Origin of the sequence: Pseudomonas sp. SWRI50 (assembly GCF_014269095.1) — a bacterium.
In the GTDB taxonomy this organism is placed as follows: domain Bacteria; phylum Pseudomonadota; class Gammaproteobacteria; order Pseudomonadales; family Pseudomonadaceae; genus Aquipseudomonas; species Aquipseudomonas kermanshahensis.
Window position 1 is genome coordinate 97,919 of the sequence record NZ_JABWRW010000012.1, and the last position, 12,219, is coordinate 110,137.

Genomic DNA, 12,219 nt, shown 5'->3' on the forward strand with positions numbered 1-12,219 from the left:
GCTTTAGTTGAATCGGAGCTTCTGCTTGATTGCGCGCCAGTGCTCGATGTCGTCGGTGTTCAACGGGCTTGGCTTGCTGTAGTTCAGTACCAGCAGCCGGTGCTGGCCTGGAATGAGACAGGCCGCCTGGAGCTGGAAGTGGGACTTGTTACCCACCATGAATTCAATGCCCATCTCGCGGGCTTCCACTGGCTGGTCATCCACCCCCAAACGCGCGATCTTTGTGGGCGTGATGGTCATTGCCTTGGACTTTTCACGCAGCATTTGCAGCTGGTCTTCGATAGCCTCGTCTAACGTCTTGTCATCGGCGACAGGGCTGCGGGCCATTACCAGCGTGGTGTCTCGGGCACGGAAACGCAGCATGTTGAGCGTCAGGTCTTCAGGTACTTCTTCGCCTAGATAGAGGATCAGGTCGTGAGTCAGGTATTCCGTCATTGCAAGAGTCCTTTCGGGATTTGATTACGTACGGGTAAGTGCAAGCAGGTGCTTGAAATGCCCATCTACTTCAGTCTTCAAAGCCCCACTGTCGCGTCCATCTGCGGCGGCACCCGCCGTCCCACCTGTAGGGTTAAGATCGAGCTTCGCTGCAGGCGTGTTGATCTGTCCGGTTTGTTGCCCGGTGAGGTTGAAGGTCTCGCAGGTGATATTGAGCGTGCCGTTGGACTGCATCTCGATCAGCGTCTTGCCGCACTTGAGGCGCAGGGAGTTGCCTGCTTCGATCTCGTAGTCGCCGGCAATGAGGTCGTTTTTTCCGCCGCCGACTTTCAAGGTGTCGTTGGCTTTCACGACGCGCAGACGATTGCGGCCGATGACAACTGCCTCGTCCTGGCCGATGCTCTGAGTACGATCAACACTTACAGTGAGGGATTGATTGTTGTTGACCTGCGTTTTTTGGTCCTTCTGGGCATGGATGAATACTTCTTCTTTGCCCAGCTCGTCTTCGAAGCGCAGTTCGTTATAGCCATCACCTTTGTGGGACTGGCTCTTGATGGTCATGCGGGTCTTGTGGTCGGGCAGATCGTAGGGCGGTAACTGATCGCCGCAGTAAGTGCGCCCGGTGATCATCGGCTGATCGGGGTCGCCGTTGACGTACTGGATGATCACGTCCTGGCCGATCCGTGGGATGGCCATTGAGCCCCAGCTGCCACCGGCCCAGCCTTGTGACACGCGTACCCAGCAGGAGCTGAACTCATTGTTCTGGCTTTCGCGGTCCCACGGAAAGCTGACCTTTACCCGGCCCCACTTATCGCAATGGATCTCTTCTCCCTTCGGGCCGACCACGGTAGCCATGTGCGGGCCGTCGATTCGCGGCTTTTCCAATGGGGCAGGGCGCCATTCGGTCCGACCGGGAACCAGCACGGCTGTCTGCTCGTAGCGCGTGCTGACATCGGCGCTGGCGGCCTCTTCCTGCAGGCTGGTGAACTGGCTGCCTTTATGGGTAACGGTGTTCACCCGCCAATGCACATTGAGATCGTCACGTGGGTGCCCAGTCAGGGTGAAGCTCAGGCCCGGTTGCAGGCGAACATCGTCACCTTGGACTTCGGCAGTGCGTACATCATGGCGAAGCGCGGTGATGCGGTTTTCGGTGAACGGCTTGCCCACGGCATCGCATTTGTAGCGGCCTGGGTAATCAAAGTATTCGTACTCCTTGGACTGATGCTCCAAGAAGGGCCCGGCGGCTCTGTGTTCCTGGCGGTAGGCCGGGTGGGTAAAGGTGTAATCGCGCTGAACCTGGCGAGCGGTGCGCACCTGCTCGCTGTAGCGCAATCGACGAAGGCAGGGTTTGGCTTGATCGCCACCGCTGTTGGCTTGGTACAAGACGGTGTTGGGGTCTACAGGCTGGTCGTCGAAGAAGCCCTCGTCTTCATCCTCGGTTTTGATGGCGCCATGGCTGATCAGGCCGAGGGACTGCAGCCGATCGGTGATGATCAGCTTGTGCAGCTTTTCACTGTGCGCGAAGCGGTAGACAAAGCCTTCTTCGGCAGCAAGACGGGCGATGAACGCAAGGTCCGTCTCACCGGCCTGAACGCAGAATTCGCGTACCTGATGGTCCATGCCGGCGCGCAGTTCGTACTGGTTGATGCCCTGGCGCTGGAGCATCAGCTCAAGAATCTGCGGGACCGTCTTTTGCTGGAAGATGCGCCAGTTCGAGCGAAGATCGGCACGGGCCAGTTGGGGCTCGACCAGCGCGTGGTAGTAGGTGCGGTAGAAGCCGCTTTCAGCTTGGCTGAAACGGCTGACAAGGCCGTGCACGTAACGTACCGGGCGATTCCCTTCCCAGATGGTGAAGAGCACCGGTTTGTCGAGCAGGTGGCCGAAGTCGACATCGTTGTCGAAGCTGATCAGTTTCAGCTCCAGCTCGAAGGGTGTGCTGATCCCTTCTCGGAGTTCGAACGACACCACTTCGAATTCAGCGTTGCCAACCAAGGGTTGGAAGCTGTAACGCAAGTCAGATTGGCTAGGCATGAGAAATCCTTCCGCCGACTGAGAGTTTGAAAACCCCTGGCAGGGCTTGCCTGCCAGGGATGTTCAGCCGGGTCAGACGGTCGGTTTGCGCCAGTCGTCGGAGCCTTCGGTGCCTGCGGTGACATGGGTCCAGGCAATTTTGCGATACGACATCGCCACTTCGATCAGTTGCGTGTAGTTCGCGTTCTTGGCGTTTTGGGCATGAGGCAGCACGGTGTTGATGTCAACGATGGTGGCGTCCACCAGCTTGGTGGTAAAGAAGTGCTCTTGCTTGCCTTCCACCGATGTGCGGTACCAGTTGACTTCCACGGTCGGCAGCATTTCACCGCTGGCCAACGCCTGGTACATAAGTGGTGTCGCCTTATTCAGCGAGCTGGTGAAGATGAACGGCTTGTGTACGCGCTGGCCGGCGGGCTGGCCGCTTTGCGGGTCTGTGGGCACGGTCACTTGGTGCTTGATTTCCTGCACCAGGATCTCGTCCTCATGGCCTTCGACGAACACGTTGCCCACCGAGTCGGAGGTGAAGGCGCCCGCGGTGATGTTACCTTGGGTTTGGCCTTCGATCTTGATGTAAGCGGGTGTTGGCATGGCAGTCTCTCCTGCGTCCATGTGGATAAACACGCGCACTCAGGGTGGCGTGGCCATCGGGAACGATGGGCTTGTCAACGAAGCAAACGCCTCGCTAATTCGTTGAAATCAGTTGCGCCGTATGCCGGCTTGCTACTGCTGCAAAATGCCGTTTAGCGACTCCAGCACCTCTGTGGTAATCAGGTGCAGTCGGTAGCTGTAGATGCCGTAGGCCACCGCCATTGCGAGGGCGGAGAGTGCCAGCGGGCTCCACCACGGCCATTGCCGATTCATGCGGAAGTTGCGCGGGGCGACGTTGGTGTACGGATCGCAGACGGTCTCCGGTGTGGGGCCGCGCAGCTCGCGAATAATCCCGTGGAGTTGATGTATCAATGCATTGAGGGATTCTTCGCCTTTCGGCGCGATGGCGTACTTGCCCTTCAAACCGAGACACAGCGCGAAGTACATGAACTCCAATACGTCCTGGTAACGCGTGGGTTCCTGCATGAGGCGGGAGAGCACGGTGAAGAACTTCTCTCCACCCCAGGTTTCGTCGTGGAAGATGCTGAGCAGGGGCTCATGGCTCCAGCAGCTGGTCTTACCCCAAGGTCTTTCCATGACAGCTTCATCGATGAACAGGCAAAGACCGTAGGAGTACGCCAGCAACTGAGCGGGTTCGTAGCCGTGCTGGCGTATTTCCTCGCGAATATTGTCGATCTGGTTGCGCACCTGCTGGTGCACATCCTTGATGTTGGGCAGCGCATCCAGTGTGCGCAGGCGTATCACCAGGCCGAACAGCGGCGCTGCGGCATCCAGCATCAGGTTGGCGTAGCCGCCACGTAGCTGGAAGTCTGGATCTGCCGGGTATCCTTCGTAGACTGGCTCAGCCTTCGGCGTTCGTTCAGCGATATCAGCCGCAGCCGGTGCGCGTGAGCCGTTGGACAGTGACTCCTCAAGCATCGCGTGAAGTTGTCCACTTTCAATCTGCGCGGCATCAATAGTGCGGCTGTTTTCATCTTTCACGTTGTTCACTCCTGATCGCCCAGAACTGCAGCTCCAGCCCAGGGAAGTCCCCTGCAACATGAATCCCAAAGCCATTGGCTGTTTTCATGCACGCCCACGCCGGGTCACGCCGGTCCAGCTCGAAATAGCTGAAGCCTGCGTGGAAGGGCAGGTCGCGAGGTGCCACCGGCAAGGCGTTCAAGGGAATGCCGGGCAATTGCAGCGGCACCAGGTCCTCCAGTGCTTCGAGTGAGGTGATCTTGGCCTTCTGAATGAACATCTGGCGCAACGCCTGGGGTGGCAGATCGGCGCGCACTGCCAGGATGAAGGTGGCCTCATCGATCAACCGGCGGTCGTCCAACGCGGCTGTCATGACGCCGTACTCCAGCGTCTCCAGCGGCAGCGAAACGGCGCGTGGTTGCAGGACCGTGCTCAGTGCCCGGCGTAGTGTGTCCTCCAGCGGTTTGAAGGAGGTGCGCAGCGCGGTGTGGTGATACGCCGGGTGTTCCTGCGGCAATCTGCTTTCGTCGGTAAAGGTCACGAACTCGCCACACGCCTGGCTCATGCACAGGTAGAGCTGCTCGGGGTGGGTCTGCCCCTGGCGAGCCAGATGCTGGAAGCACGGCCACCAGCGGTTCATGGCCTGAAGCAGATTGAAGTCGCGAATGTCGGCGATACCGGACTGCCCCGAGGCGCCAATGCGGGCGGCGAGGTTACGTGCGCGTTCGCGCAGGGAGTTGGTGATTTCTTCAAGGAAGCGTTGCAGCGCTGGTACGGCGCGCACCGAAACGCTGGTGGGATAGAACCCTTCATCCAGCTGCAGGCTACCATCGGGGCGCCGTTCTAGGATGCGTGCCAAGGCCAACCGCGTGTAGGCGCTGCTGTCGTCGGCCTTGCGTTTGAGCTGCAGGTTCGGCACTGCCAGGTCTACCTGAACCAGATCGCCGTCGGCGCTGTGGGTGTCCTTGATCTCCTCGGTCTGGGCGCTGTAACGGAAGTTGGCGGCATTGTCGGGCCAGCTCACCTCGCGGCCACCCTCGTTACGCAGCGGTAAGCACAGGTAGATCTCGCTGTCTTTGGCGCCGTCGTCTTCGATTTCCAGCGGTGGAGGGGGCGGCAGGTCTGCTGGTATATCGAACACCGTGCCGTCCGGCATGATGCCCCGTGCACGGGTGATGGCAATCTTGCCCAGGCTCAGGTATTCGTCGTTCAACTGCAGCTCGCTGAAGCCATAGAAGGCTGCGTTCAGGCTGCCAAGACGTTGATGCAGGGCCGCTTCGGCGGCACGGGCAGCTTGTTGGAAATGCTGCGGTTTGACGAACAGGCCTTCAGGCCACAGGACGGGGTTACGTGAACTCATGAGCGCTCCGTGTCTGCGTGAGTAAGCGAGAAGAGCAGGGCTACAGGCGGCATCAGTCTTCCTCCTTGAGCAGTACCTGCGTGTCGTTGAGCAACACCGACAGGATGATCTGGTGGCCGCGGGGCGGAATGCGTAGCACTTGGCTCCAGGTGGCGTTTTCCTGGTTCCGGTAGTCGGCGATCACCGCCACGAAGCGCGTCTCGGGCTCGATGGGCGCAAACGGGATGAACTTGAACTGGCCAGGCCGTAGCAGGTAATCGTCATCGCGGATGTACGTGTTTCGCAGCGCCTTGGCAGGGTCTTTGTCCAACAGCTCGTAAACACTGTTGCGCAGGAACGAGTCGTCGCGCAGTTGCAGGATCTTGATGGCCATGGGTGTAGCGACGGGCTCGGCAGCCACAGTGGTGGTGCGCGGTAAGGTCAGCACTACGGTCGGGTCGTCGTAGCTACCTGGGGAGCTTTCCTCCAGGGGGGAGCGCGCCGGATCCTCGCCATTGTCAACGGGCATATCGACGGGCGACATGGCTGGGAAGTGTTCCTGGAGGTACTCGAACAGCGCTCCAACTTTTTCCGTCAGCACGTAGGGGTCACCTGCGCTCAGGCTAACGGCATAGGGGCTGGGCTCGATGACAGGTTCCAACTCGGACGCCAGCTCAAGGCTGTTCGGATTGCTATTGAGTGTTGGGCTGGCATTGATGCTGAACGCGACTTGGGTGGGGTGGTCCTTGGGCGGGCCGACGGGTACCGAGGGGTCCATGACCACTTGGCCGATTTTGCTCAGGGAGGTGCAACCGGAAAGTCCGAGAAGCGCAATCAGCAGACCAGCCACCAATGACGGACACTTCATGGGCGTTCTCCTGCAATCAGGTGTTCCAGCGGGCTCTCTTGCGCTCGCCCTGTCGAGGTGTCCAGTGCTGCCAGGGGATCGTTGCCGATACTTGGCGCGAAGGCTGAGCAGATGTCAGCGACGGCGTGCTTGGCGCCTGAAGTGGGTTGCCAAGCGTTGGCTGGAATATCCAGTAGCCAGTGATCAAGGGTGCTCTGTTCAGGACTGAACAGGTCTTCCAGTGAGCGTGCATCGGCCTGTGAAAACTGAACCTGCAGCCGATAGGCGCCAATGCGCAGTTGGTCACCTTCAAGCAGACGCCTGGCGGTGCCCGCCCCCACGCTGTCTAGGCTGTCGTTCAGGTAGGTACGCTGACAACGGTCAATGACGCAGAAGCTGCCCTCAATCCAGCGAATCTCGCAATGGACCGGTGCAATGCTCTGCTCACGATCGTTGATCAGCCAGGTGGCCCCGGCGCTGCCGAGGGTGCCGCCTGTGCAATCGAACTGATGTCGGGCAGTGACGTTGTGCTGCAGCTGATCAAGGTTGGTGATGCTCAAGGTCAATGTGCTCATGAGCGCCCCCGGAACCGCACGACAGGGCTGATCTGACCGTGGCGGTCATCGACAAAGCTGGTCCAGCCCAGGTAGGCGCCTTGGCTACGGTGCAGGCAGAAGGGGGACAGTGCGTTCTGCTTCAGGCGCAGCTCCAGGTCGTATGCCAGGCCGTCACGCAAGAGAAAGTCGATCAGTGCACGCAAGCGATTGAAATTGATGCCGCTGGGCAACAGGTCACGTAACTGTTCCTTATCGAGCTCGCTGATCACGATGGTGAACTTACTGCTGCGGGTGCGTGTGCGGCTGCCGACCATGAAGGAGCTGCCCAGCTCGCCATTGCTGCAGCCAAGGCTGACCAGTTGCCTGGTCGTGGTGGGGACCGAGCGGGTTTCGAACTCGCGGATTTGCACATGCTTCAGGTCGAAGCAATGGCCAATGATGCCCGCGACGGTACCGGGCGCGCGGCTGCGACTGGCGATTACCCCAGCAAAGCTGAGCAGCCGGCTCCAGGGCAGTGCCGTGTCACCTCGCAGCTGCTTGTCATTCAGCCCGAGCAGGGCAAAGACGTACTGTGAGAATCCATCTTTGGCGCCTGGCTGAAAACGGATGTAGTAGCGGTACTTGCGCCAACCGCGATGCAACAGGCTCAACAAGTAGTGGTTGAAGAAGTCGAAAAAGGCCGGACGCACGCCGATACCCTGCGCATGCTCATAGGCCACCTGTTCCAGGTAATAGGTGGGTAAAGGCGAATCTGTGCCGTGCAAGCCCATGAAGGTGGTGCAGACACGGTAGCGTTGCTCCTCATCGGGCATACGCTCGGCTTTGTAGACATCCGAGACCGGAAAGGTCAGCCGCGGGTCGCAGGCCAGCCGCACGCGCAACCGGGTGGCCTCGTTTGGCCAACGGGGCTCCAGGTCATCTCCGTGCAAGCCATGCAAGCGCTCCAGCAACTGGAAGTAGTTGTAGCGGTGCGCGTCGGCGAGCAGCTTGTCGGCTAGATCAGCGGTTGTTTGCCGGTCTGGATTGGCCATGTGTAGTGCTCGTTGTTGGTGATATTGATCACTTCCAGTTGATGGAAGGAATTGATGCTGGCGTACAGGGCAAAGAAGTGCGCCAGCACACAGCTGAAGAGGTACAAGTCGCCCTCGCAAAGAAAGGCGGCCTGGTCCAGCTTTAGGCGGCTGCGCAGGCCGCGAATGGGTTGCCCTTTGATCAGCCAATCCATGGGTTCTGTGTGGATCTCGCGGATGCCGTCGAGGCGCTTGCGGGTGGTGCGTGTTTGCTGGATGTCGTGCAGGGCCGCGAAGTCGTAGGCGCGGATGATCTCTTTTAGCGGGTCGGCCGAGAGCAGCGACAGGTAGTTGAGCGACATGTTTGAGATCAAGGCCCACTGCAATTCGCCGTCCAGCACCGGCCGATAGGCACGGGTGGGGGGACGGATGTTGGAGTAGGTCGCCAACGGCGGCGTAAACTCGGTTACAACGTTGATGTCATCGACACCCAGCGCCTGTGGCAAATCTCTGTTGGTGCAGGTCAGGTCAATGGACGCCGTTTCCAGCTCGCCGATGTAGTGGCTGGCATCGGCGCGGACGAAAGCGATGCTGTGGGTGACGCCATCGCCACGCAGGGAGTCTTCGAGCTGGTAGCGGTAGTACAGGGCCGTGCGCCCTTGAACATGTTCGATTTCATGTGCAAATGAGTCGAAAGGACGAAAAGTCCGTAAGTGTTCAGGGGTACTGCCATCGGACGTCGTTCGGGTGCTGATGACCTGATCGACACTGAAAATCTCGTAAGCGTATTGTTCTGCGCCTTTAGGTTTCAGCTGCACGTGGGCGGCATTACAGGACAGGTCAATGGGCTCGGCACTGTGCTTGAACAAGTTGACCGCGGGGGTACAGAACAGGTTGAAGTCGTTCTTTCCAAGACGCAGCGTTTCCGGCAACGGACGTGAGAACTGGAATTCGATGATTACCTGCGGGCTGTGTTGTGCCGGCCATAGTTTTTGCAGATCGGTGATGCTGAAGAAATGGAACCGTTGAGGGAAGACGAAGTATTCCTGCAGGATCCGATAGCCATCGAAGACATTCTGCGGATAGGGCAGCAAGGCCTCTTGAGGGCTAAATCCGGGAAAAGCGATACAGCTGGCGGGTAGTCGGCGAACCTCATCATTGATGGTCACGCTGACATGCTTGAGGTATTGCGAGAGCCACAGGTACAACGTGCGTGCAGCGAGATCGTCCCCACCCAGGTGAAAGTCCAGTCGTGTACAGCCCAGGGTATTCAGTGGGCGTTCGACCAGCGTTTCGAGGTCGATGCGTACAATCGAGTTGTCCAGTGTCTGTGTGGAGCCCACACTGCATATCGCAAAAGGGTGCACCTTCACTTCCGTGCAAGTGCGGTACTCGCAGGCGATACCGTCTACAAGCTTGGAAAAGAGACGCGAGCCCTTTGGGATACTCTGCGATTGACTCAGCGACTGCTTGCGTGGCGTGAACTGGATAATCGTTGCGCTTGGCAGCGGCCGCAGGTAGTTCGGCCACAGTAACTGCAGCATGGGGTGCGTCAGTTCCGGCAGGTCATCTTCCAGCTTGAGCCGCAGCTTGGCCGTCAGGAAGGCAAAGGCTTCCATCAGCCGCTCGACATCGGGGTCGCTACCACTGCTTCCAAGAAACCGGGCAAGCTGTGGATTATCCTTGGCGAAGTCATTTCCCAGCTCACGCAAGTAGCGAAGCTCTTCGCTGAATCGGTCCTTCAATGACATGGTTCACCTTACTCGGGTGTGTCGGTTGTGCCCGTTGACCAACAACTCCAATTGCAACTGTTCCGTCTGGTTGTTGACCTGCACATGGCAGTCCAGCCTGAAATGCAGCTCGAGCGGAGCGTGACAATCGGGCACTGCCTTAAGTGCACGTACCTTGATGCGTGGCTCAAAGCGCTGGAGGGTGCGGCGGATATCCGCACTCACCTGTGCGAGCAAGTCGCCGCTGCTTACGTCATGCCCGTTGAAGTCGCGCAGGCCCAGTTCAGGGCTGCTCTGGGAGCACCCCTGACGAGCGTTGAGCAGGGTTTCGAGGTGGCGTTTGATGGCGGCGAATTTTTGCGAAGTACTCTCCTGCCGGGATGTTTGCCGGCAGATGGACTGATCCGCCATCAAGCGATCAAAGAAACCGGTCATTGCGTGTCGAGCCGCCCAACCAGTGAGATCTCAAAGTTCGCGCCCATGTATTTGAAATGCGGGCGAACGGAGAGCGAGACTTGGTACCAGCCCGGATCGCCGGGAACGTCGGAGACTTCAACCCTGGCAGCACGCAGCGGGCGACGACTGCGAACATCGGCCGAGGGGTTTTCCTGGTCGGCGACGTATTGCTTGATCCATTTGTTGAGCTCGGATTCAAGGTCGCGCCGTTCCTTCCAGCTGCCGATCTGTTCGCGCTGTAGCACTTTGATGTAGTGAGCCAGGCGATTGACGATGAACAGATAGGGCAACTGGGTGCCGAGCTTGTAGTTGGTCTGAGCCTGCAAGCCTTCGGGGGTCTTGGGGAAGTTCTTAGGTTTCTGCACCGAATTGGCGGAGAAGAACGCCGCGTTGTCGCTGTCCTTGCGCATGGTCAGGGTGATGAAGCCCTCTTCAGCCAACTCGAACTCCTTGCGGTCTGAGATCAGCACTTCGGTAGGGATCTTGGCCTGCAGTTGGCCCAGCGATTCGTACAGATGAACCGGCAGGTCTTCGACGGCTCCCCCCGATTGTGGGCCGATGATGTTCGGGCACCAGCGGTAGCGGGCAAAGCTTTCGTTGATGCAACTGGCCAACAGGAAGGCAGAGTTGCCCCACAGGTAGTTATCATGCCGACCGTTGATGTTCTCGTCGTAGTTGAAGCTTCTGCACGGCTGGTCTTGATGATGGTAAGCGGAGCGAAGCATGAAGCGTGGTCCGGTCAGGGCGGTGTGGCGAGCATCTTCGCTTTCACGGAAAGCTCGCCATTTGGCATGGCGGGGGCCGGCAAAGATGTCCTTGATCTCCTTGAGGTTGGGCAAGTCTTCGAAGGTGCTCAGGTTGAAGAATTCAGGGGCCGGTGCAGCCAGGAAGGGCGCGTGGGACATGGCACCGACAGAGGCCATGTAACTCAAGAGCTTGATATCGGGTGAAGAAGGCCCGAAGCTATAGTTGCCAACCATGGCAGCAACCGGCTCCCCCCCGAACTGTCCATAACCTGCGGTATAAACATGTTTGTACAGTCCGCTGCAGGTGATGTCGGCGGCGTTCTCGAAATCATCGAGCAATTCTTCCTTGCTGACATGCAACACTTCAAGCTTGATGTTCTCGCGGAAGTCCGTTCGATCGACGAGAAGTTTGAGGCTGCGCCAGGCCGACTCAAGTTGCTGGAACTCAGGTTGGTGCAGAATGGCATCCATCTGCTTGCCGAGCACCCGATCCAGTTCCGCAATCATTTGATCGACACGGTGCTTGTTGATGAGTTGATCTGGATCATTACTCTTGAGGATCTCGGCAATAAAGGCTGATACACCTTGCCTGGCGACTTGATAGCCCTCTTGAGCCGGCACCAGTTTGGTTTCCGCCATGATCTGATCCAGCAGCGTGGCATTGCTCAATGTCTCGGTAGTTGTGTCGACGGCGACAGGGGTGCTGTTCTGCTTTGGCATGGGGACGCTCCGTGGTCTCAATCTTCTTTTGGCGCCTCAAGCACCAGGTCCAGTTCTTCGGCGAGCTGCTTGCGGGCCTGCTCGTTGTTCAACAGGTGTTGCAGCTGCTTGCGAAATGTCGGCACGTTGCCGAGTGGGCCTTTAAGGGCGACCAGCGCTTCACGCAGCTCCAGAAGCTTGTTCAGCTCCGGTACCTGCTGGGCGATCTGGTCTGGCCCGAAATCGTTGATGGACTTGAACTGCAGGTTTACAGCGAGCTCGGCGTCTGGAGTTGCGCTGAGCATGGAAGGCACGGACATGGCCAAGCTCACATCAGCGTCATGCAACACGTTGTTGAAACTGTGTTTATCGATGCGCATGACCGGGCGGTCTTCCAGTGCGCGGCTGTCCTCCAAACCGAAATCTCCCAGTACCAACATCTTGTGTGGCAGCTCTATTTCGGCCTGCTCATCGCCGGTGGCAGGGACGTACTTGATGTTGATGCGCTCTTTTGGCGCAACGGAGCCAATGTTCTTAGACATCAATCCATAACTCCATGGTGTGGATTTTGGTGTTGCGTGGTAGGTTTTTTATTGAATTTTAAACGTGGTGGTTATTCTTCTTTATGAGTTTTGGGAAATTTCCTACATGTCGCTGATTGAGGTGGTTAGTTTCCCTTCGCTATAAAAACCATGCATGTGACAAGGACTTTTGGTCGAGTTGAAAAATGTAAGTAAATATTTATTTGTGTGCAATTGATTGTGTGTACTAGGCTCGTGGCGGAGCACTTCTTGGTGATG

12 protein-coding genes are annotated in these 12,219 nt (G+C 58.2%); all 12 read right to left on the reverse strand.

Annotation, left to right across the window (positions count from 1 at the left end; all coding sequences use genetic code 11):
- Positions 1 to 3 precede the first annotated feature (3 nt).
- Positions 4 to 435 (reverse strand): DcrB-related protein, encoded by a 432-nt coding sequence (locus HU750_RS14775; protein ID WP_186680813.1) that lies wholly within the window; start codon positions 433 to 435, stop codon positions 4 to 6.
- A 24-nt stretch (positions 436 to 459) separates the two neighbouring features.
- Complete coding sequence (locus tag HU750_RS14780; RefSeq protein ID WP_186680815.1) at positions 460 to 2,466, reverse strand: type VI secretion system Vgr family protein; 2,007 nt, start codon at positions 2,464 to 2,466, stop codon at positions 460 to 462.
- A gap of 72 nt (positions 2,467 to 2,538) precedes the next feature.
- Positions 2,539 to 3,054 carry an Hcp family type VI secretion system effector gene (locus tag HU750_RS14785; RefSeq protein WP_186680817.1) on the reverse strand — a complete coding sequence of 172 codons (516 nt, stop codon included), beginning with the start codon at positions 3,052 to 3,054 and terminating at the stop codon, positions 2,539 to 2,541.
- A gap of 132 nt (positions 3,055 to 3,186) precedes the next feature.
- The gene (icmH, locus tag HU750_RS14790; RefSeq protein WP_238348912.1) at positions 3,187 to 3,993 is read right to left on the reverse strand and encodes a type IVB secretion system protein IcmH/DotU; all 807 of its coding nucleotides are present in this window, start codon (positions 3,991 to 3,993) and stop codon (positions 3,187 to 3,189) included.
- Positions 3,994 to 4,045: 52 nt separating this feature from the next.
- Complete coding sequence (tssK, locus tag HU750_RS14795; protein ID WP_186680819.1) at positions 4,046 to 5,395, reverse strand: type VI secretion system baseplate subunit TssK; 1,350 nt, start codon at positions 5,393 to 5,395, stop codon at positions 4,046 to 4,048.
- Between the two features lie 52 nt (positions 5,396 to 5,447).
- Positions 5,448 to 6,242 carry a type VI secretion system lipoprotein TssJ gene (gene tssJ, locus HU750_RS14800; protein ID WP_186680821.1) on the reverse strand — a complete coding sequence of 265 codons (795 nt, stop codon included), beginning with the start codon at positions 6,240 to 6,242 and terminating at the stop codon, positions 5,448 to 5,450.
- Positions 6,239 to 6,796 (reverse strand): FHA domain-containing protein, encoded by a 558-nt coding sequence (locus tag HU750_RS14805; RefSeq protein ID WP_186680823.1) that lies wholly within the window; start codon positions 6,794 to 6,796, stop codon positions 6,239 to 6,241. The genes tssJ and HU750_RS14805 overlap by 4 nt, the downstream gene beginning before the upstream one ends.
- Complete coding sequence (tssG, locus tag HU750_RS14810) at positions 6,793 to 7,809, reverse strand: type VI secretion system baseplate subunit TssG (protein WP_186680825.1); 1,017 nt, start codon at positions 7,807 to 7,809, stop codon at positions 6,793 to 6,795. Before tssG ends, HU750_RS14805 begins: the two co-directional genes overlap by 4 nt.
- Positions 7,773 to 9,539 carry a type VI secretion system baseplate subunit TssF gene (gene tssF, locus HU750_RS14815; RefSeq protein WP_186680827.1) on the reverse strand — a complete coding sequence of 589 codons (1,767 nt, stop codon included), beginning with the start codon at positions 9,537 to 9,539 and terminating at the stop codon, positions 7,773 to 7,775. The genes tssG and tssF overlap by 37 nt, the downstream gene beginning before the upstream one ends.
- 3 nt (positions 9,540 to 9,542) lie before the next feature.
- Positions 9,543 to 9,953 (reverse strand): type VI secretion system baseplate subunit TssE, encoded by a 411-nt coding sequence (tssE, locus tag HU750_RS14820; RefSeq protein ID WP_099454781.1) that lies wholly within the window; start codon positions 9,951 to 9,953, stop codon positions 9,543 to 9,545.
- Positions 9,950 to 11,440 (reverse strand): type VI secretion system contractile sheath large subunit, encoded by a 1,491-nt coding sequence (gene tssC, locus HU750_RS14825; RefSeq protein WP_186680830.1) that lies wholly within the window; start codon positions 11,438 to 11,440, stop codon positions 9,950 to 9,952. The genes tssE and tssC overlap by 4 nt, the downstream gene beginning before the upstream one ends.
- 17 nt (positions 11,441 to 11,457) lie before the next feature.
- A complete protein-coding gene (gene tssB, locus HU750_RS14830) occupies positions 11,458 to 11,961 on the reverse strand; it encodes a type VI secretion system contractile sheath small subunit (RefSeq protein WP_186680833.1) in 504 nt (167 codons plus the stop codon).
- Between the last annotated feature and the right edge of the window lie 258 nt (positions 11,962 to 12,219).